Here is a 19,302-nt window from a genome sequence, read left to right as displayed (position 1 = left end):
ACGCCTCCGGGGTGCTCGCCGTCGTCGTCGCCGGGCTCATCATCAGCCAGGCCGGCCCGCGTGTCGGAGTGGCGGAGGGACGCCGCCGGAGCACCCACCCCCGGAACCGCCCCCGGACCCACCCACCCTCCCGAAAGCCCACCCCCACACCCCAGCCCCGCGCAGCGGCCCCCTTTTGCCCCACCCCCCGACCAAGCGCACCCTGGTTCCGGAGGAAACCCCATGACCACCCTTGAGGAACAGATCGACATCACCGCCCCCGCCCTGGCCACCTGGGAGCAACTCCACCGGGTCCACGAGTACCCCCGGTTCGTCGACGGCGTCCGCACCGCCCACCCCCACGGCCGCAACCACGCCCACCTCGCGATCCGCATCCACGGCGCCGAACGCTCCGTGGACACCGAGATCACCGACCGCGGCCGGGGCCGGGTGATGGCCTGGCGCACCCTGGACTCCGTCCACCTGAGCGGCGCCTTCGCCCTGCTCCCCCTCGACCCCGAGCACACCCGCCTCCAGATCCGGCTGGAGTACGACCCGGAAGCGGTCCACCGCGAGTTCGGCGGCCCTCGCGGCTTCGCCCAGGCCGGAGCGATCGAGCGCACGGTCCGCGAAGACCTCGAACACTTCCGAGACATCCTCGAAGCCCGGGTGACCACCGCAAACGGCCACCCCGCCTCAAGCCCTGCCGGCCACCCCCACGGGAACCCCCACACCCCGTAAGAACCACATAAGCCCAGCTCAGCAAGGCCGGTGAGGCTCTTCACAGCCCGCCGCCGACAAGACCGTTCCACTTTCAACCTGTGGCAGACTCGGATGCCATGGACATCGGCCCGGTCACCAGGACGCTCCGCGCGGCGGTCTTCGCCGCGCTGGTCGTGCTGCTCGCCGGGCTCGGCCAGGTGCTGGTCACCGGCCGCTCGCTGCCGGTCGGGACGATGGGCCTGGCCTCGGCCGCCGTCTTCGTCCTGGCCTTCGCCCTGGCCGGCCGCGAACGCGGCTACCCGGCGATCGCGGCGGCGTTCCTCCCCCTCCAGCTCGGCGTCAGCGCCCTGTTCGACCTGGCCCAGCGCTCCTGCCCGTCCCTGCCGCCCGACGCCGGGCAGGGCCTGCGCCCGCTGCTCTGCGGCGGCGGCTCGCTCGGCGGGTTCCTGCTCGGCCACGGCGTGTCCGAGCAGACCGGCATCCTCGTGCTGCTCCTCCTGCACACCGTGATCGCCCTGGCCGGGGCCTTCTGGCTGCGCCGCGCGGACGCCGCGCTGAGCGGCCTCACCCGGGCCCTCCGGACGCTGGGCGAGTTCCTGCACCGCCACCTCCCGGCCGCCGCCCGCTGGCTGCGGCTGCTGACCGCCCCCGTCCCGGCCCGCCCGGTGCTCCGGGCGCCCTTCCCCCGCGCCAGCCGTGTGCTGGTCCCCGCCGAGGCCGCAGTCGTCCGCCCGGCCGTCCGCCGCGGCCCCCCGGTGTTCGCCCTGACCGTCTGAGCGCTTCCCCTCGACGGTCCTCGCTCCCCGCCACGCCCAGCGCCCAGCGCCACGCGCCCGCGCACCCGAGAGCACAGGACGACACCCCATGAGCAACGCCCGTAAGACCGACCGGAAGACCAACGCCACCGAGCGCATGCGCGAGGCCCGCGCCCAGGCCCAGCGCGCCGACCGGGTCCGCCGCCGGGTGGTGGTCGGCGGCGCCTCCGTCGCCGTGCTCGCCCTCGCGGCCGGCGTCGCCTTCGCCGTCGGCGGCTCCTCCGGCTCCTCCTCGACCGCCGGGGCCGGCGGCCCGCTGGTCGTCCCCGCCAACGCGAGCGGCACCGACGGCACCGTGATCACCTACGGCAAGGCCGACGCCCCGCACACCCTGGAGGTCTACGAGGACTTCCGCTGCCCGTTCTGCGAGCAGCTGGAGACGACCACCGGCAAGGCCGTCCAGCAGCTCGCCGACGACGGCACCTACAAGATCGAGTACCACCTCGCGACGTTCCTGGACAAGAACCTCGGCGGCAAGGGCTCGCGCACCGCGCTGGCCGCCGCCGGCGCCGCCCTGAACGAGGGCGTGGACAAGTTCAAGGCCTTCCACGACGTGCTCTACGCCAACCAGCCGGACGAGCGCAGCGACGACTTCGGCGACGTCAACCACATCCTGGACCTGGCCGGCCAGGTGCCCGGCCTCAAGACCGACGCCTTCGTGAAGGCCGTCCAGGACGGCACCTACGCGCCGTGGGCGGCCAAGGTGAACGAGGAGTTCAACAAGAGCGACGTCACCGGCACCCCGACCGTCAAGCTCGACGGCAAGAAGCTGGACGTCCTGACCAACGGCAAGGCCGTCTCGCCCGAGCAGTTCACCGCCCTGGTCAAGCAGGTGACCGGGTGACGCCGCCCGCCCAGGCCGTACCCGCCGCCGCCACCACGCGGACCTTCGGTGCGAGCCGCCCCTTCGCCTGGCTGCTCCTGCTCGGCGGCGCGGTCGGCCTGTTCGCCTCGGCCGTCCTCACCCTGGACAAGATCCGGCTGCTCAAGGACCCGTCGTACGTCCCCAGCTGCAACATCAACCCGATCATCAGCTGCGGCTCGGTCATGCGCAGCGACCAGGCGGAGGCCTTCGGCTTCCCCAACTCGCTGATCGGCCTGGTCGCGTTCGGCGTGGTGATCGCGATCGGCGCCGGGCTGCTGGCCGGGGCGTCGTTCCGGCGCTGGTTCTGGCTCGGCCTCCAGGCCGGGACGGTGTTCGGGATCGGCTTCGTGACCTGGCTGATGTACCAGGCGCTGTACCGGATCAGCGCGCTCTGCCCGTACTGCATGGTGGTCTGGGCCGCGATGATCCCGCTGTTCTGGTACACCACCCTGCACAACCTGCGCTCCGGCGTGATCCCGGTCGGGCCGAGGGCGCGGACGGTGGTGCGGGAGGCCGTGCGCTACCACTGGGTCGTCCCGGTGCTCTGGTACGCGGTGATCGCACTGCTGGTGCTCAACCGGTTCTGGTACTACTGGAGCACCCTGATCTGACGCCCGTCCGCCGCCCGCCGCCCGCTCCCACCCCGGGGAGCGGGCAGCGGGCGGCGGGGGCCCTCCCCCGGTGAGGCCGCCATGCGACGCAGGATCGTCCTCTTCATGTCCGTGTCCGTGGACGGCTACTTCGAGGGACCGGACCACGACCTCGGCTGGCAGCTCATCGACGACGAGGTGCACGCCCACATGAACCGCGAACTCGTCCGCATGGGTGGTTTCCTCTCCGGCCGGCGCACCCACGAACTGATGGCCGCCTCCTGGCCCACCGCCGACCGGGACCCGGCCGCCGCGGGCCCGGTCGCGGAGTTCGCGGAGATCTGGCGCACCAAGCCGAAGACCGTCTTCTCCCGCACCCTCGACCACGCCGACTGGAACACCACCGTCGTCCGCGAGGTCACCCCCGGCACGGTCGCCGCCCTCGCCGCCGGCCCCGGCGGGAACCTCGCCCTCGGCGGCGCCGACCTGGCCGCCTCCTTCCTGGCCCAGGACCTGATCGACGAGTTCCGCCTCCTCGTCCACCCCGTCGTCCTCGGCCGCGGCACCCTGCTGTTCCGCCCGACCGACCGCCCCGTCCCGCTCACCCCGGTCGAGACCCACCGCTTCACCAACGGCGTGACCCTGCTGCGCTACGCCCGCAGCGGGCCCTCGCCGCTGGACTGACGCAGGGCCGGCGGGCGGTCAGCCATCGATCGGGTCGAAGGTGAACCGCTCGACCTCGGCGAGGAGTTCGGCGCGGCGGCGGTCGTCGATGAAGGAGGCCCGGAAGGAGTTGGCGGCCAGTCGGCGCAGGGTCTCCTGGTCGAGGGCCAGGGCCTGCCGGACGGCGCGGAAGTTGTCCTCGACGTAGCCGCCGAAGTAGGCCGGGTCGTCGGAGTTGACGGTGACCAGCAGGCCGGCGTCCAGCATCTCCCGCAGCGGGTGGTCGGCGAGGGTGTCGATGCAGCGCAGCCGGACGTTGGAGAGCGGGCAGAGGGTCAGCGGGATCTGCTCGCGGACCAGTCGGGCGACGAGTTCGCCGTCCTCCAGGCAGCGCAGGCCGTGGTCGATCCGTTCCACGCCGAGCACGTCCAGCGCTTCGGTGATGTACGAGGCCGGGCCCTCCTCGCCCGCGTGGGCGACCCGGCGCAGCCCGGCCTCGGCGGCCCGGCGGTAAACCTCGCGGAACTTCGCGGGCGGGTTGCCGACCTCGGCCGAGTCCAGGCCGATGCCGGCGATCCGGTCGAAGTACGGGCGGGCGGCCTCGAAGGTGTCCAGGGCGGAGTCGGCGGACTCGTCGCGCAGGAAGCACATGATCAGCTGGGTGCTGATGCCGTACCGCTGCTCGCTGCGCGACAGCGCGCGGGTCAGGCCGTCCACGACCACGCCGAGCGGCACCCCGCGCGCGGTGTGCGCCTGGGGGTCGAAGAAGATCTCCGCGTGCCGCACGCCCTGTTCGGCGGCCCGGGCCAGGTAGGCGTCCGCGAGGTCGGCGAAGTCCTGCTCGGTGCGCAGCACGGTCATCAGCGCGTAGTAGAGGTCGAGGAAGGACTGCAGGTCGCTGAACGAGTACGCCTTCCGCAGTTCCTCCGTGTCGGCGTACGGCAGTTCGACGGAGTTGCGGGCGGCGAGGGCGAAGGCGAGCTCGGGTTCGAGGGTGCCTTCGATGTGCAGGTGGAGTTCGGCCTTGGGGAGCGGCATGTGCGATCTGTCCGAGCTGTCGGGGATTGGGCCTGAAGGTACGGAATTCATCCTATGATCTCGCCGATCTTCGGGGGCGCCGTGGGCAGCTCCCGGAGGGTGCGCAGCGGCGAGAACAGCGGCAGCGTCCCGGCCACCACGAGCAGGCCGGTCATCACCCACATGGTGGGTCGCAGGCCGATCGCGTCGCCCAGGACGCCGCCGGTCAGGGCGCCGAGCGGGATGGTGGCGTGGACGGCGAACATCGATCCGGCCGCCACCCGGGTGAGCAGCCCGGGCGGGGTGTAGGACTGCCGGAAGCTGCCGAGCACGACGTTGCAGAACACCACGGCCGCGACCACCCCGAGCGCGCCGACCACGTACAGGGCGGTGCCCGCCCCCGGCCCGGCCAGCGGCATCAGCAGCCCGAGCGGGACGGCGCCGAGCAGCACGGTCCGCACCGCGCGGGCCGTCCCCAGCCGGGCGCACAGCGGGCGGACCGCCGCCGCGCCGAGCACCCCGCCGAGGGCGGCGGCGGAGGCGAGCACGCCGACCCAGCCGGGGGCGATGCCGGCCTCCCGGACCAGGAACAGCGCCAGGATCGCCTGGTAGCCCATGAGGGCGAAGTTGGCGGCCGCGCCGAAGCAGAGGAAGGCCCGCAGGTAGGGGTCGCGCAGCAGGAAGGACAGCCCCTCGCGGACCTGTCCGCGCAGGCCTTCCGGCACCGGCGGCACCGGCTGCGGCCGGGCGCGGATCCGCAGCAGGGTGCCGGCCGCGATCAGGAAGCTCACCGCGTCGATGAGCAACCCGCCTGCGGCGCCGATGAGTTGGACGGTCAGCCCGGCCAGTCCGCGGCCCGCGACCTCGGCCGCAGAGCCGCTGCCCTGGAGCTTGGCGTTGCCCTCGATCAGGTCCGCCGGGGCGACCAGCTCGGGCAGGTACGCCTGGTCGGCGGCGTCGAAGAACACCGAGCAGACGCCGCCGAGGAAGGCCACGGCCAGCAGGTGCGCCAGGGTGAGGACGCCGAACCACCCCGCCACCGGCACGCTGGCGAGGAGCCCGGCGGAGCCGAGGTTGCAGGCGATCATCACGGTCCGCCGGGGCGCCCGGCCGACCCAGACCCCGGCCGGCAGGCCGAACAGCAGCCAGGGCAGCCAGATCGCGCTGGTCAGCAGGCCCGCGGCGAGCGGCCCGGCGCCCAGGGTGAGCACCGCGACCAGCGGCAGTGCGACGGTGGTGACGCTGCTGCCCAGTCGGCTGACGGTCTGCCCGGCCCACAGCAGCCGGAAGTCCCGCTGGGTGAACAGGCCCCAGCGCGAACGGAGTTCGGGGCCCCCGGCGGGCGGGGCGAGGGTGGCGGTCACGGCCTGGCCGGGACGCTGTGGGCGAAGGCCAGGACGGTCTCGCGCTCCCGCCCGTCCTCGGGCACCGGCCGCCGGGCCCACTTCTGGATCACCTCGTGCAGGTCGGCGGCCAGCTCCCGGGCCTCCTCGGGGGTGAGCCGCAGCCAGGCCTCGGTGGCCACCGAGCAGCCGTCCCGCCAGTCGGGGTCGTACCCGCCGCGCCGCGCGGTCCACTCGCGGACCAGCTCGACCTTGCGTTCCAGCAGGATCGATCCGGCCGCGTCGGCGACCGCCTCGGCGGCCGGGTCCCCGTCGAAGTCGGCCCTGGTCCAGCTGAGTTCGCGGTCGGCCAGCCGCCACCAGCGCTCCCGCCGGTCCCGGGCGAGCTCGGCCGCCTCCTCGATCAGTCCGCTCTCGGCCAGCACCTTGAGGTGGTGGCTGACGTTGCCCACCGCCTGCCCGGTGCGCTCGGCCAGTCTCCCGACGGTGGCCGGGCCGTCGACCTTGAGCAGGTCGATCAGCCGCCAGCGCAACGGGTGGGTGAGGGCGGCGAGCACCCGGGAGTCCTGGATCTCCCGGGTGCCGCGCGGTTCGTCGGTCGTCCTGCCTGTCGTCTCGTCCATGCCGGGAGGATATCCACAAGAACTCTCGTACGACAGATCTTTTACAATTCTCCTTGTCCATCCGGACCGCCCCGGACGATCGGGTGCACCGGCGGCGGTCGGCGGGCACCCTGGAGGAGGGGACTTCCGCCGAGGAGGCACCGCGATGCAGCACGCCGACGACCCGCACATCCGGCCCGCGGGCATCTCCCCGCACGCACTGGGCAACGACACCCTGCTGCACGAGCTGGAGCAACTGCACCGCACCCGCCACGAGACCTTCCTGTACGGCTCGGAGGAGGCGCTGAAACGGCACACCCTGCGGACCGGCCAGCTGGAGGCCGAGTACCTGAACCGCTTCCCCCTCCGGCAGGTGACCGCGGCCCGGACCAGGGCCGGCGCCCGGGCCCGGGAGGCGGCCGCCCGGGTGGAGTCGCTGCCGGAGTGACGCCCGCCGGCCCCCGGCGGGACACGCCGGGCGGTGGTGGCGCGCCCCGGGGCGGGGCGTCGGGGAGGGTGTGAGGGCAGAGCACCGGACCCGACCCCCCACTGGGAGCCCCGCATGCCCATCGCCAGCGTCAACCCCGCGACCGGCGAGATCGTCCAGACCTTCGAAGCGCTCGACGCGGCCGGGATCGAGCGGCGGCTGGCCCGCGCCGAAGCCGCCTTCCACGGCTACCGCAGCACCCCGTTCGCCGCCCGCGCCGAACTGATGCACCGCGCGGCCGACCTGCTGGACCGGGACCAGGACGCGCTCGCCCGCACCATGACCGAGGAGATGGGCAAGCCGCTCGCCGCCGCCCGGGCCGAGGCCGCCAAGTGCGCCAAGGCGATGCGCTGGTACGCCGACCACGCCGAGGCGCTGCTCGCCGACGAGCACCCGGACCCGGCCGACGTGGCCGACAGCGGCGCCTCCCGGGCGTACGTCCGCTACCGCCCGCTCGGCCCGGTGCTCGCCGTGATGCCGTGGAACTTCCCGTTCTGGCAGGTGATCCGCTTCGCCGCGCCGGCCCTGATGGCGGGCAACGTCGGCCTGCTCAAGCACGCCTCCAACGTGCCGCGCACCGCGCTGGCGATCGAGGAGCTGTTCCGGCGGGCCGGCTTCCCCGAGGGCTGCTTCCAGACCCTGCTGATCGGCTCGGGCGCGGTCGAGGGGGTGGTCCGGGACCGCCGGGTCGCCGCCGTCACCCTCACCGGCAGCGAGCCGGCCGGGCGGGCGGTCGCGGCCGCCGCCGCGGACGAGGTGAAGAAGGCGGTGCTGGAGCTGGGCGGCAGCGACCCGTTCGTGGTCCTGCCGAGCGCCGACCTGGACGCCGCGGTCGCCACCGCCGTCCGGGCCCGGGTGCAGAACAACGGCCAGTCCTGCATCGCCGCCAAGCGCTTCATCGTGCACACCGACGTCTACGACCGCTTCACCGCCGCCTTCACCGAGGCGATGCGCGCGCTGCGGATCGGCGACCCGATGGACGAGACCACCGACGTCGGCCCGCTGGCCAGCCGCCAGGGCCGGGACGACCTGGAGGAACTGGTCGAGGACGCCCGCACCCACGGTGCCCGGGTCGAATGCGGCGGCAACCGCCCGATGGGCTGGGACACCGGCTGGTTCTACGAGCCGACCGTGCTGACCGGCATCACCCCGGCGATGCGGATCCACCTGGAGGAGACCTTCGGCCCGGTCGCCACCGTCTACCGGGTCGCCGACCTGGACGAGGCGGTGACCCTCGCCAACGACACGCCGTTCGGGCTCAGTTCCAACGTCTGGACCACCGACCAGGGCGAGCAGGAGCGCTTCGTCCGCGACATCCAGGCCGGCGGGGTGTTCTTCAACGGCATGACCGCCTCCCACCCGGCGCTGCCCTTCGGCGGGGTCAAGCGCTCCGGCTTCGGGCGGGAGCTGTCCGGGCACGGCATCCGGGAGTTCTGCAACGTCACCACGGTGTGGATCGGTTGATCGCTCCCGGAGCCGCGACGCCTCCGGTACGGCTGCGGGTACCCGGGTTCGGGCCGGTCAGGTCAGGTCAGCCCACCGTCCGGTGCCTGCCCCGGCCGGGCGTCGCCCAGCGGGCGACCATGCCGACCAGCGCGATGAAGGTCAGCAGCCAGAAGAAGGCCATCAGCCCGATCATCGGGTCCCACTCCGTCTGGACCTCGACCATGAGCAGGCCGATCGAGAGCGCGACCATGAAGGTCACCACGGTGGGGCTGAGGCTGAGCAGCCAGCGCCAGGCCCGGTGGCCCAGGCTCGGGTTCTTCGGGGCGTCCGGCCCGGTTTCGAGTTCCTTGTAGCTGAGCAGGTCCATTCGGGATCGCCTCCGGTGCTGGGTGAGGGGGAGGGGGCGGCCCGCGCGGTCAGGAGGCCTTGCGCGGAGCCGTGGACTTGCGGGTGGTGGTCTTCTTCGCCGGGGCGGCCTTCCCGGTGCCCGCGGCCTTTCCGGCGGCGGCGGTCTTCTTCGCGGTGGCGGCCTTGTTCGCGGTGGCGGCCTTCTTCGCGGCGGCGCGCTTGCGCGGCGCCGGCTCCTCGGCGGCCGGCTGTTCGTCGACCGGCTCCGCTGCGGCCGGGGTGGCCGGCGCCCGGCCGCCCTTGGCCTGCCGGAGGCTGCTGCGCAGCGCCTCCATCAGGTCGATCACGTTGTCCGGCGCCTCGTCGGGCTCCTCCTCATGCGGGAGCTCGACGCCCTCCAGCCGGGCGGTGATCACCTGCTGGAGCGCCTGCTGGTAGTCGTCGTGGAGCTGGGAGAGGTCGAAGTCCTCGGAGAGGGTGTCCATCAGCGACCGCGCCATCTTGAGCTCCTGCGGCCGCACCGCGACGTCCTCCTCGGGCGCGATCCCGGCCGCCGGGCGGACCTCGTCGGGCCAGATGCAGGTCTGGAGCACCAGCGTCCCGTCGTGCACCCGCAGCACCGCGGGCGACTCCCGGGTGCGCAGCGCGATCTTGGTGACGGCGATCTGCCCCGATTCCACCAGCGCGTCGCGCAGCAGGGCGTACGGCTTGGCGGCGGCCTTGTCGGCGACGCCCACGTAGTAGGCCTTGGAGAACATCAGCGGGTCGATCTCGGTGGCGTCCACGAAGGCCAGCACGTCGATGATCTTCTTGCTGGGCAGCGGCAGGTCGGCGAGGTCGTCGTCGCTGAGCGTGACCGTCCGGCCGTCGGGCGACTCGTAGCCCTTGGCGATCTCCGCGTACGGGACCTCCTTCTCCTCCCGTTCGCAGTACCGCTTCATCCGCACCCGGCCACCGTCCTTGGCGTGCACCTGGTGCAGCGGGACGTCGTGCTCCTGGGTCGCGGAGTAGAGGTGGACGGGGATGCTGACCAGCCCGAAGCTGATCGTCCCCTTCCAGGTGGTCTGCATGGTTCCCACTGTGCGCGCGTTCGGCCGGATCGGCCACTTGCTCCGGCAGGGCCCTGGCGGGTTCCCGCCAGCATGACGCTGCGTCAGATTTGAGCCTTTCCCGCCACTTCTCCACCCACCCTGACCTGGCCTTTTGTGTCCGGTGAGCGAACAGTTATCTCTCAGCTGTTCCGATACCCGGGCGTAGAAGTTAGGTTGCACCGCAATGCGCGGGTCTGTCCCCCACCCTCCGGCACGACGAGCCGAGGGTCATGCCGCGCCGGAAAGGCAGAAGGCACCCTCCATGAGTGCGGACACCACCAAGCAGGCCGCGGACACCACCCAGGTCCCCCACCAGCTCGGCCCGGTCGGACACGGCGGCGACGGCCACCTGAAGGCCGGGCTCAAGAACCGGCACCTGTCGATGATCGCGATCGGCGGCGTGATCGGCGCCGGCCTGTTCGTCGGCTCCGGTGCGGGCATCGCCTCCACCGGTCCCGGCATCCTCCTCTCCTACACCCTGGCCGGCGTGCTGGTGGTGCTGGTGATGCGGATGCTCGGCGAGATGGCGGCGGCCGACCCGCAGAGCGGCTCGTTCTCGGCGTACGCGGACCGCGCGCTGGGCCGCTGGGCCGGCTTCACCATCGGCTGGCTGTACTGGTTCTTCTGGGTCGTGGTGCTCGCCGTCGAGGCGACGGCCGGCGCCAAGATCCTCAACCACTGGGTGCCGGGCGTGCCGCAGTGGGGCTGGGCCCTGATCGTGATGGCGGTGCTGACCTCCACCAACCTGTTCTCGGTCGCCTCCTACGGCGAGTTCGAGTTCTGGTTCGCCGGGATCAAGGTGGTGGCGATCGCCGCGTTCCTGGTGATCGGCACCCTCGCCGTCTTCGGCGTGCTGCCGGACACCCACGCGGTCGGCGCCAGCAACCTGACCGGCCACGGCGGCTTCCTGCCGCACGGCGTGGGCGCGGTGTTCACCGGCATGCTCACGGTCGTCTTCGCCTTCATGGGCAGCGAGATCGTCACCCTGGCGGCAGGCGAGTCGGAGGACCCGGAGAAGGCGGTCAGCAAGGCCACCAACAGCGTGATCTGGCGGATCGGGATCTTCTACCTGGGCTCCATCCTGCTGGTGGTGACCCTGCTGCCGTGGGACTCCGCCGCGGTGAAGGACAGCCCGTACGTGGCGGTGCTCGACCACGTGGGCATCCCGCACGCGGGCCAGGTGATGGACGTGATCGTGCTGACGGCGGTGCTCTCCTGCCTCAACTCCGGGATGTACACCGCCTCCCGGATGGCCTTCTCGCTCGGCCGGCGCGGCGACGCCCCGAAGGTCTTCGCGACGGTGAACTCGCGCGGCGTGCCGATGGTGGCCATCCTCTCCTCGGTGGTCTTCGGCTTCATCGCGGTCTTCTTCAACTACACCTCGCCGAACACCGTGTTCGCCTTCCTGCTGAACTCCTCCGGTGCGATCGCGCTCTTCGTCTGGCTGGTGATCTGCGCGACCCAGCTGCGGATGCGCAAGATCATCGAGCGTGAGATGCCCGAGCGGCACACCGTCCGGATGTGGCTGTACCCCTATCTCACCTGGGTGGCCATCGGCATGATCGGCTTCGTCGTGGTGTACATGTTCACCGACCCCGACGGACGCAAGCAGATGTACCTGTCGCTGGTGGCCGCGGCGATCGTGCTCGGTGCCTCGGCCGTGGTGGGCCGGCGCCGGCGGGCGGCGGTGGCGGCGGGGTCCTGAACCCGTCCGCCCCCGCGCGGGAACGCCGGGCCCGGGAGCCGTTGCGGAGGCTCCCGGGCCCGGTGCCGTTCCATGCCCGGACGAGGGCGGTCGGCCGGACGGCCCGCCGCGCGGCGGACTGCGGACTGCGGACCGGTGGCGGTAGACCGATGACCGGCGACCGGCCGGTCACGCTGCGTCGATGTCGGCGCCGCGGACGTGTGAGCCCGCCCACAGGGGGTTTCGCATCTACGGTCCTGGATAGTTGTCGCACTCCGCCCGTGCCGCCCCCGACACCGACCGTCACTCCCGGGCCGCCCGCCCGGACACCGGGCCCGCCCCGAAGAACCCAGGCCATGGAGCCTTCCGGCCCCACCTTCCGTCGGCGGCCCCCACCCTCGACCCGCGAACATCAAAACCGGACAAAGCACCACAAACACACCGGCACGCCGGGCCGCAAGCGCCCGCTCGGCCACTACTCGTCGTAGTAGCGAACCCTTTTGCCACCCGTCCCCGGCCCTGCCAAGAATGGCCCGTCGCCAGGCAGCGCCGGCCGGCCCCGTCCGCCGTGCGCAGCCCGCCCGCCCCGCCGCTCTCGGCCGGGGCGCCACGGCCGTCCCGGACGGCCGCGCGGGCCCCGCTCACCCGGAGCCCGTGCGATGCCCCGCGCCCAGTGCCCCGGCACGGCCCCCGACGGAAAAGGACCGCCCGCTCCATGCAGCTCAGTCATGCCCGCCGCAACTCCCTGATCACCGGCGTCGCCACCCTCGTGGTCGCGAGCGCCGCCACCGCCGCGCTCGCCATCCCGCAGGCCGGGAACACCGCCGAGGCCGCCGCCCCCGCGGCCGCCGTCTCGGTGGACGGCAAGCCGGTGGCCGACCAGGCGCAGGCCGACACCACTGCCGCTGCCCAGCAGGCCGCCCAGGACGCCCAGGCGGCCCAGGAGGCCCAGGCGAAGGCCGATGCGGACGCCAAGGCCCAGGCCGACGCCCAGGCGCAGGCCGCGGCCGACGCGAAGGCCCAGGCGGACGCCAAGGCCCAGGCCGACGCCGCCGCCTCCCGCTCGCAGCAGCGCCAGAGCCTCGCCGCCCCGACCGGCACCCCGCAGCAGATCGCCGCCCAGATCGTGCCGGCCGGCCAGCTGCAGTGCTTCAGCAACATCGTGGCCCGCGAGAGCAGCTGGAACCCGATGGCCGTCAACGCCTCCTCCGGCGCCTACGGCCTGGTCCAGGCGCTGCCGGGCACCAAGATGGCCTCGGCCGGCTCGGACTGGAAGACCAACCCGGCCACCCAGATCAAGTGGGGCCTGGACTACATGAACTCCCGCTACGGCAGCCCGTGCGGCGCCTGGGCGTTCTGGCAGAGCCACCACTGGTACTGAGCCGCCCGGCTCCGGCCCTCCCGCGCACCCGCCCCGGGCCCGCGACGCACCCCGCGTCGCGGGCCCGGCGCGCGGCCGGCCCGGCGCGTCCCACCTGGCGTGGACGCGTCCGGAAGGCGGCGTGAAGATATGGCGTACGCTCGTACGATTTGCCACTGATTGCTCGTAATTACGCACCGTCAGCCCTTTGCCACGGTTCGCGCGCCCTCTTACGCTCCGGCGTCATGCCCTCACCCCTGATCAGCGTCGTGCTCACCGCCTACGACCAGCACGGACAGCTCGCCGACTGCCTGGACTCGCTGCTCGCCCAGACCCTGGCCGACGTCGAGGTGATCGTGGTCGCCGACCGCTCCCCCGAGACCGCGGGCGGGCTCGCCGACGCCTACGCGGCCCGGGACCCCCGGGTGTCGGTGCTGCACCTGAACGCGGCCGTCGGGGTCGGGGTGAGCCGGAACGCGGGCGCGGCGCGGGCCACCGGCGAGCACCTGCTGTTCCTCGACGCCGACCACCTGCTCCCCCGGGACGCCCTCCAGGCGCTCGCCGACCGGCTCCGGCAGACCGGCCCGGTCGACGTCCTGCTGTTCGGCCACTCCCGCCGCCACAACGACCGCGACTGGCCGGGCGGCGCCGAGGCCCTGCTCGCCGAGGCCGGCCCCGAGCCCTTCGCCCCCTTCGACCGGCCCGAACTGTTCGGCGCGCCCCCGCTGGTCTGGGACCGGCTGATCCGCCGCGGCCACTGGGAGGACCTCGGGCTCGCCTTCCCCGACGGCCGCTACGAGGAGATCCCGGTGGTGCACGCGGCGCTGCTCGGCGCCCGCACGGCCGCCGTCCTGGCCCGCGAATGCGTCCAGCTGCGCCGCCGGGAGACCGTCCACCCGGCCGGCGGGCCGGGCAGCAGCGTGTTCAACCTCTTCGAGCAGTACGAGCGCAGCTTCGCCCTGCTGGAGGACCAGCCCCACCTGTACGCCGTCCGCGACGCCCTGTTCGTCCGGATGATCCGGCACTACCTGTTCGTCTTCGACCTCGCCGGCTGCGTCACCCGCGCCGAACGCCCCCAGTTCTTCCACCGCGCCGCCGAGCACCACCACCGCTTCCAGCCGCCCGGCCACCGCAAGCCGGCCGGCCGCGAGGGCATCAAGTTCTCCCTGCTGGCCGGCGGCGCCTACCCGGCCTTCGAGGTCGCCAAGCTCTCCCACATCGCCCGCGGCACCCTCACCGGCCGCAAGTAGCCCGGCGGGCGGGCGCGGTGCCGCCCCCAGCCGCCATCGCGGCGGCGATCCGGCGGGCGCGCTCGGCCCACACCCCGGCGGGCAGCGGCGGCAGCACGTCCATCCACAGCGGCAGGGTGAAACCGCGCAGCTGCGTCAGGCCCTCCGGCCGGGCGATCAGCCACAGGTGCAGGTGGGCGCCACCGTCGCCCCAGCGGTTCACGTGGACCCGGCCGATGCCGCCCAGCGACAGCACGGCCCGCTCCACCCGCTGGAGCATCGGGCCGAGCCGGGTGGACAGCTCGGCCGGCAGGTCCAGCAGGTCGTGGTGGGCGCGCGGCTGGAGCAGCACGGTGGCGGGCAGGCCGCTGGGGGCGTCGGCGCCGCTCAGCCGCCAGTGCTCGTCGGTCCAGAGGAAGTCGGAGTCCGGGCGGGCGCACTGCCCGCAGCTCTCCGGACCGTCCTCGCCGTGGCGGGGCGGCTCGGGCAGGACCGGTGACTGGAGCACCCGGACCGTCAGCTCGCCTCGTACGGGAAGATGTCCCGGAGCGGCGCGCCGTCGGTCGGGACGGCCGGGCGCTCGCCGATCGGCAGCCGGGCGAGGTAGGCGTCGGGATTGGCCGGGTCCGCGGAGTCGTTGATCACGACGGCCGAGCCCGTCACATGACACCCCGTCGGCGGTAGCCCGGTCGTGCCCCGCATCGGTGCGGCGCCCCGGCTGCGATCATCGGCGGAGTCCACTTCCTGGGAGGCCCTGTTGACATCCTCCCCGCCCTAGAGGACGGGGATTCCTCCCGCGCCTGCGGCACGGTCACCCGTGGTCCGAAGGTCACCGAGGTGGGTTCCCCGTTCAACGGGCCGTGCCTGGCGTGGGATCGCCACGCCAGGTCTGACCGGTCCTCCAGCGGCGTTTAGCCTGTCCGCCTGCCCGGCGGCCAGGATGTTGCGAGCAGCGTTGAGGTCACGGTCATGGAGAACACCGCACACCTGACAGGCCCACTCGCGTACGTGCAGGGGCTTGGGTCCGTCGCGGTGTCCGCAGTCCGAGCAGAGCTGGGAGGACGGGAACGCGCGGTGCACGATCCCGACATGGCGTCCGTACCGGGCGGCCTTCTCCTCAAGAAGGCGCCGGAAGGTGGCCCATCCGGCGTCGTGGACGGACTTGGCCAGACGGCCACGGCCAAGGCCACGTACGTTCAGATCCTCCAGGTACACCGCTTGGGTTTCGCGGATCAACGTGGTGGTCTGTTTGTGCAGCCAGTCCCTGCGGGTGTCGGCCACCTCGGCGTGCGCCCGGGCGACCTTCCGGCGGGCCTTGGCCCGATTCTTCGATCCCTTGGCCTTGCGGGACAGCTCCCGCTGCGCAGCCTTGAGTTTCCTCTCCGCCTTGCGGAGGAAGCGGGGGTTGTCGATCACGCTGCCGTCGGAGAGGACGGCGTAGGTGGTCAGCCCGAGGTCGATGCCGACCTCGGCATCGACCTCGGGCAGGTGCTCGGGTTCGACGTCCACGACGAAACTGGCGCAATACCGCCCGGCCGCATCCAGCACGATCGTCACGGACGACGGGTCGGCAGGCAGTGCCCGCGACCACTTCACCCGTACATCGCCGATCTTCGCCAGGTTCAGCTTCCCATTGCCCCGGATGCGGAACCCGTTGAGGGTAAAGCGCAGAGACTGCCGGCTGTCCTTGCGCGACTTGAACCGCGGAAGCCCGACCGGCCGACCGGCGCGCTTGCCGGATACCGAGTCGAAGAAGTTCCGGTACGCGGTGTCCAGATCCCGCAGGGACCGGATCAGCGGATCCACCCCGACCGAGGCCAGCCACGCCCGCTCAGGGGTCTTCTTCGCCGCCGTGATCACCTGCTTCTGCAAATCGGTGCTCTTGGGGTAGGGCAGGCCGCCCTTACGGGCTCCCTTTCGCGCCGCGAGGGCGTCGTTGTACACCACCCGCGCACACCCGAACGTCCGGACGAGCGAGGCACGCTGACCTGCCGTCGGGTAGATGCGATACGAGTACCGAAGATGCACCAGATCAACCTACCGACAGGCACTGACAACGGCCCACGTCGGCGCCCCCGAGGATCACTCCGCCGCTTCGCGGCTCCGGGCCAAGCCCCCATTCCTCCCCGGCCCGAAGGCCGGAGCAACCTGGGAGATCAAAGGTGAGCCGTCCCTCTACCGTCCCCGGGGCCGAACTGGCCCGTGAACTGGCCGCCGTACTGCGCGGGGAGGTCCGTTTCGACGCCGCCGAGCGCACGGTGTACAGCCAGGACGCCTCCAACTACCGGCAGCTGCCGCTCGGTGTGGTCAAACCCGCGGACCCGGACGACGTGCGCACCGCGCTGGCACTGTGCCGGGAGTACGGCGTGCCGGTGGTGGCCCGCGGGGCCGGGACGAGCGTCGGCGGGCAGGCGATCGGCCCCGGTGCGGTGGTCCTGGACTTCCGCCGCCACCTCGGCGCGGTGCTGGAGGTGGACGCCGAGGCCCGCACCGCCCGCGTCCAGCCCGGCACCGTGCTGGACGACCTCCAGCGCGCCGCCCGGCCGTACGGGCTGCGCTTCGGCCCGGACCCGTCCACGCACAGCCGCTGCACCCTCGGCGGCATGATCGGCAACGACTCCTGCGGCTCCCACTCGCTCGCCTGGGGCCGCACCGCCGACAACGTGGAGCGGCTGGAACTGCTGCTCGCCGACGGCACCGAACTGACCGTCGGCGGGCGGCTCACCGCCGCCGAGCGCGCGGCGCTGACGCACCGGCCCGGCCGGGCCGGCCGACTGCACCGCGAACTCCAGGAGTTCACCGACCGCAACCTCGCCGTCATCCGGCAGGGCATGCCGCAGCTGCCCCGCCGCACCTCCGGCTACCCGCTGGACGCGCTGCTGCCCGAACACGGCCACGACCTGGCCCGGGCGCTGACCGGCACCGAGGGCACCTGCGCGCTGCTGCTGGGCGCCACCGTCCGACTGGTCGAGGACCCGCCGGCCCGCGCCCTCGTGGTGGCCGGCTACCCCGACGAGGGCGCCGCCGCCGACGCCGTCCCCGCGCTGCTGCCGTACGGTCCGCTCACCGCCGAGGGCATGGCCGCCGACCTGATCGCCGCCCTGCTCGCCGCCGGCCCGCGCCCGCCCGCCCTGGACCGGCTGCCCGCGGGCGGGTGCTGGCTGTTCCTGGAGACCGGCGGCGCCACCGCCCTGGCGGCCTACCAGGCGGCCCGCCGACTGGCCGACGCGGTGCGCCGGGAGCCCGCGGCCGCCGTCGCCCTGGTCACCGACCCGGTCGAGCAGCGCCAGCTGTGGGCCGTCCGGGAGGCCGGCGCCGGGATCGTCACCCGCCTGCCCGGCGGCGGCCAGGCCTGGCCCGGCTGGGAGGACTCCGCCGTCCCGCCCGAGCGGCTCGGCGACTACCTGCGCGGCCTGCGCGCCCTGCTGCGCCGGCACGGCCTGCACGGCGTGCCGTACGGGCACTTCGGCGACGGCTGCGTGCACCTGCGGATCGACTTCCCGCTGGACCGGCCGCACGGGGCCCCGGTCTTCCGGGAGTTCCTGGAGCAGGCGGCCGACCTGGCGGTCTCGTACGGCGGTTCGCTCTCCGGCGAGCACGGTGACGGGCAGGCCCGGTCCGAGCTGCTGCCGCGCATGTACCCGCCCGAAGTCATCGCCCTGTTCGGCGAGTTCAAGCGGATCTGGGACCCGGAGAACCTGCTCAACCCGGGCGCCCTGGTCGACCCCCGCCCGCTCGACGCCGACCTGCGCTTCGTCACCGCCCCGCGCCGCCCGCTGCCGCTGGCCCTGCCGTACGAGCAGGACGACGGCAGCCTCACCAGGGCGGTGCACCGCTGCGTGGGTGTCGCCAAGTGCGTGGACCCGACCACCGGGGTGATGTGCCCGAGCTACATGGCCACCGGCGAGGAGCGGCACTCCACCCGGGGCCGGGCCCGGCTGCTGGCCGAGATGCTGCGCGGCGAGGCCGTGCCGGACGGCTGGCGCTCGGCGGAGGTGCGGGAGGCCCTGGACCTCTGCCTGAGCTGCAAGGGCTGCGCGAGCGACTGCCCGGTGCACGTCGACATGGCGACCTACAAGACCGAGTTCCTGTACCAGCACTACCGGCGGCGGCCCCGCCCGCTCGCCCACTACTCGATGGGCTGGCTGCCACTGTGGCTGCGCATGGTCGCACCGGCGCCCGCGGCCGCCAACACGCTGGCCCGCTCCCGGGCCGGCGCCCTGCTCAAACGGCTCGGCGGGATCGACCGGCGCCGGGTGCTGCCGGTCCTCCCGCCCGAGACCTTCACCCGCTGGTACCGGCGCCACCGCGCCACCCGGCCTGCCCCGGCGGGCGCCCGACCGGTCCTGCTGTGGCCGGACACCTTCTCCGACCACCTCCAGCCCGACGTCCTGCGCTCGGCCGTCGAGGTACTGGAACACCTGGGCTTCGACGTCCGACTGCCCGACGGGCCGGTGTGCTGCGGCCTCACCTGGTACTCCACCGGTCAACTCGGCACCGCCCGGCGGGTGTTGCGGCGCAGCCTGGCGGCCCTGGCGGCCACCGGGCTCCCGGCCGACACCCCCGTGGTCGGCCTGGACCCCAGCTGCACCGCCACCCTGCGCGAGGACCTGCCCCGACTCCTCGGCGCGGAAGGCCGCCCACTCTCCCAACGGACGCGCACCTTCGCCGAGTTCATCGACGAGTACGCCCCGGAGGCGCCGCTCCCCCCGGTCCGGCTGGAGGCCGTCACCCAGACCCACTGCCACCAGCACGCGGTGCTCGGCAGCGCCGCCGACCGCCGGGTCGAGGCCCGACTGGGCCTGGACAACCGGGTACTGGACTCCGGCTGCTGCGGGCTGGCGGGCAACTTCGGCTTCGAACGGGGGCACTTCGAGGTGTCCCGGGCGATCGCCGAGCGCGTCCTGCTGCCCGAGGTCCGGGCCGCCGGGCCGGACACCGTGGTGCTCGCGGACGGGTTCAGCTGCCGCACCCAGATCGCCCAACTCGCCGACGGGCGAAGGGCGCTGCACCTGGCCGAGCTGATCGCCCGGGAGCTGCGGGAGCAGTCTTCGGAGTGA

The 19,302-nt window shown here is 73.3% G+C and carries 19 protein-coding genes; 11 read left to right on the top strand and 8 right to left on the bottom strand.

Annotation, left to right across the window (positions count from 1 at the left end; all coding sequences use genetic code 11):
* Positions 1-222 precede the first annotated feature (222 nt).
* From ACFXPX_RS02465 to ACFXPX_RS02445, 5 genes are all read left to right on the top strand, one after another.
* Positions 223-720: an SRPBCC family protein gene (locus ACFXPX_RS02465; protein WP_380587822.1), complete on the top strand. Its 498-nt coding sequence runs from the start codon at positions 223-225 to the stop codon at positions 718-720.
* 80 nt (positions 721-800) lie between these two features.
* Positions 801-1,478 (top strand): hypothetical protein, encoded by a 678-nt coding sequence (locus tag ACFXPX_RS02460; protein ID WP_380639296.1) that lies wholly within the window; start codon positions 801-803, stop codon positions 1,476-1,478.
* 88 nt (positions 1,479-1,566) lie between these two features.
* Positions 1,567-2,361: a DsbA family protein gene (locus tag ACFXPX_RS02455; RefSeq protein WP_375894962.1), complete on the top strand. Its 795-nt coding sequence runs from the start codon at positions 1,567-1,569 to the stop codon at positions 2,359-2,361.
* On the top strand, positions 2,358-2,993 hold the full coding sequence (locus ACFXPX_RS02450; protein WP_380528354.1) for a vitamin K epoxide reductase family protein: 636 nt from the start codon (positions 2,358-2,360) through the stop codon (positions 2,991-2,993). The genes ACFXPX_RS02455 and ACFXPX_RS02450 overlap by 4 nt, the downstream gene beginning before the upstream one ends.
* Before the next feature lie 105 nt (positions 2,994-3,098).
* Positions 3,099-3,656, top strand: coding sequence for a dihydrofolate reductase family protein (locus tag ACFXPX_RS02445; protein WP_380587831.1), 558 nt, complete (start codon positions 3,099-3,101; stop codon positions 3,654-3,656).
* Positions 3,657-3,674: 18 nt separating this feature from the next.
* Here the strand turns inward: ACFXPX_RS02445 and ACFXPX_RS02440 are convergent, their stop codons facing one another.
* Genes ACFXPX_RS02440 through ACFXPX_RS02430 form a run of 3 tightly spaced genes read right to left on the bottom strand, consistent with a single transcriptional unit; the run spans position 3,675 to position 6,618 of the window.
* Positions 3,675-4,673 carry an adenosine deaminase gene (locus ACFXPX_RS02440; protein ID WP_380528358.1) on the bottom strand — a complete coding sequence of 333 codons (999 nt, stop codon included), beginning with the start codon at positions 4,671-4,673 and terminating at the stop codon, positions 3,675-3,677.
* 47 nt (positions 4,674-4,720) lie between these two features.
* On the bottom strand, positions 4,721-6,016 hold the full coding sequence (locus ACFXPX_RS02435; protein WP_380639294.1) for an MFS transporter: 1,296 nt from the start codon (positions 6,014-6,016) through the stop codon (positions 4,721-4,723).
* Positions 6,013-6,618: an ArsR/SmtB family transcription factor gene (locus ACFXPX_RS02430; RefSeq protein ID WP_380639292.1), complete on the bottom strand. Its 606-nt coding sequence runs from the start codon at positions 6,616-6,618 to the stop codon at positions 6,013-6,015. Before ACFXPX_RS02430 ends, ACFXPX_RS02435 begins: the two co-directional genes overlap by 4 nt.
* A gap of 145 nt (positions 6,619-6,763) precedes the next feature.
* Here ACFXPX_RS02430 and ACFXPX_RS02425 point away from each other — a divergent pair, with 145 nt between their 5' ends.
* Positions 6,764-7,045 (top strand): DUF6158 family protein, encoded by a 282-nt coding sequence (locus ACFXPX_RS02425; RefSeq protein WP_375884008.1) that lies wholly within the window; start codon positions 6,764-6,766, stop codon positions 7,043-7,045.
* A gap of 114 nt (positions 7,046-7,159) precedes the next feature.
* Positions 7,160-8,548, top strand: coding sequence for an NADP-dependent succinic semialdehyde dehydrogenase (locus ACFXPX_RS02420; RefSeq protein WP_380639290.1), 1,389 nt, complete (start codon positions 7,160-7,162; stop codon positions 8,546-8,548).
* A gap of 67 nt (positions 8,549-8,615) precedes the next feature.
* On the opposite strand, the gene ACFXPX_RS02415 is transcribed toward ACFXPX_RS02420, so the two are convergent.
* Both ACFXPX_RS02415 and ACFXPX_RS02410 read right to left on the bottom strand, forming a co-directional pair.
* Complete coding sequence (locus tag ACFXPX_RS02415; protein ID WP_380528365.1) at positions 8,616-8,897, bottom strand: hypothetical protein; 282 nt, start codon at positions 8,895-8,897, stop codon at positions 8,616-8,618.
* Between the two features lie 49 nt (positions 8,898-8,946).
* Complete coding sequence (locus ACFXPX_RS02410; protein ID WP_380639288.1) at positions 8,947-9,948, bottom strand: Ku protein; 1,002 nt, start codon at positions 9,946-9,948, stop codon at positions 8,947-8,949.
* 283 nt (positions 9,949-10,231) lie between these two features.
* Here ACFXPX_RS02410 and ACFXPX_RS02405 point away from each other — a divergent pair, with 283 nt between their 5' ends.
* From ACFXPX_RS02405 to ACFXPX_RS02395, 3 genes are all read left to right on the top strand, one after another.
* Entirely contained in the window at positions 10,232-11,674 is a 1,443-nt protein-coding gene (locus tag ACFXPX_RS02405; RefSeq protein WP_380587846.1) for an amino acid permease, read from the top strand.
* A gap of 694 nt (positions 11,675-12,368) precedes the next feature.
* Positions 12,369-13,034, top strand: coding sequence for a transglycosylase SLT domain-containing protein (locus tag ACFXPX_RS02400; protein ID WP_380639286.1), 666 nt, complete (start codon positions 12,369-12,371; stop codon positions 13,032-13,034).
* 224 nt (positions 13,035-13,258) lie between these two features.
* On the top strand, positions 13,259-14,263 hold the full coding sequence (locus tag ACFXPX_RS02395) for a glycosyltransferase family 2 protein (RefSeq protein ID WP_380639284.1): 1,005 nt from the start codon (positions 13,259-13,261) through the stop codon (positions 14,261-14,263).
* On the opposite strand, the gene ACFXPX_RS02390 is transcribed toward ACFXPX_RS02395, so the two are convergent.
* From ACFXPX_RS02390 to ACFXPX_RS02380, 3 genes are all read right to left on the bottom strand, one after another.
* Positions 14,247-14,750, bottom strand: coding sequence for an HIT family protein (locus ACFXPX_RS02390; protein ID WP_380639282.1), 504 nt, complete (start codon positions 14,748-14,750; stop codon positions 14,247-14,249). The genes ACFXPX_RS02395 and ACFXPX_RS02390 overlap by 17 nt on opposite strands.
* Before the next feature lie 8 nt (positions 14,751-14,758).
* Positions 14,759-14,905, bottom strand: a complete 147-nt coding sequence (locus ACFXPX_RS02385; protein WP_380639280.1) for a hypothetical protein — start codon at positions 14,903-14,905, stop codon at positions 14,759-14,761.
* A 111-nt stretch (positions 14,906-15,016) separates the two neighbouring features.
* Positions 15,017-16,270: an RNA-guided endonuclease InsQ/TnpB family protein gene (locus ACFXPX_RS02380; RefSeq protein ID WP_380639278.1), complete on the bottom strand. Its 1,254-nt coding sequence runs from the start codon at positions 16,268-16,270 to the stop codon at positions 15,017-15,019.
* 134 nt (positions 16,271-16,404) lie between these two features.
* Here ACFXPX_RS02380 and ACFXPX_RS02375 point away from each other — a divergent pair, with 134 nt between their 5' ends.
* Positions 16,405-19,302, top strand: coding sequence for an FAD-binding and (Fe-S)-binding domain-containing protein (locus ACFXPX_RS02375; protein WP_380639276.1), 2,898 nt, complete (start codon positions 16,405-16,407; stop codon positions 19,300-19,302).

The sequence above is a fragment of the Kitasatospora sp. NPDC059146 genome, from assembly GCF_042786665.1.
In the GTDB taxonomy this organism is placed as follows: domain Bacteria; phylum Actinomycetota; class Actinomycetes; order Streptomycetales; family Streptomycetaceae; genus Kitasatospora.
Note: the sequence above shows the minus strand (reverse complement) of the source record. Positions and strands in the feature narration are given on the sequence as shown.

Excerpts from the sequence above, each read along its gene's own strand:
- ACFXPX_RS02465 (WP_380587822.1), top strand. The coding sequence starts at position 223 with ATGACCACCCTTGAGGAACAGATCGACATCACCGCCCCCGCCCTGGCC.
- ACFXPX_RS02455 (WP_375894962.1), top strand. The coding sequence starts at position 1,567 with ATGAGCAACGCCCGTAAGACCGACCGGAAGACCAACGCCACCGAGCGC.
- ACFXPX_RS02445 (WP_380587831.1), top strand. The coding sequence starts at position 3,099 with ATGTCCGTGTCCGTGGACGGCTACTTCGAGGGACCGGACCACGACCTC.
- ACFXPX_RS02440 (WP_380528358.1), bottom strand. The coding sequence starts at position 4,673 with ATGCCGCTCCCCAAGGCCGAACTCCACCTGCACATCGAAGGCACCCTC.
- ACFXPX_RS02430 (WP_380639292.1), bottom strand. The coding sequence starts at position 6,618 with ATGGACGAGACGACAGGCAGGACGACCGACGAACCGCGCGGCACCCGG.
- ACFXPX_RS02425 (WP_375884008.1), top strand. The coding sequence starts at position 6,764 with ATGCAGCACGCCGACGACCCGCACATCCGGCCCGCGGGCATCTCCCCG.
- ACFXPX_RS02420 (WP_380639290.1), top strand. The coding sequence starts at position 7,160 with ATGCCCATCGCCAGCGTCAACCCCGCGACCGGCGAGATCGTCCAGACC.
- ACFXPX_RS02415 (WP_380528365.1), bottom strand. The coding sequence starts at position 8,897 with ATGGACCTGCTCAGCTACAAGGAACTCGAAACCGGGCCGGACGCCCCG.
- ACFXPX_RS02410 (WP_380639288.1), bottom strand. The coding sequence starts at position 9,948 with ATGCAGACCACCTGGAAGGGGACGATCAGCTTCGGGCTGGTCAGCATC.
- ACFXPX_RS02405 (WP_380587846.1), top strand. The coding sequence starts at position 10,232 with ATGAGTGCGGACACCACCAAGCAGGCCGCGGACACCACCCAGGTCCCC.
- ACFXPX_RS02400 (WP_380639286.1), top strand. The coding sequence starts at position 12,369 with ATGCAGCTCAGTCATGCCCGCCGCAACTCCCTGATCACCGGCGTCGCC.
- ACFXPX_RS02395 (WP_380639284.1), top strand. The coding sequence starts at position 13,259 with ATGCCCTCACCCCTGATCAGCGTCGTGCTCACCGCCTACGACCAGCAC.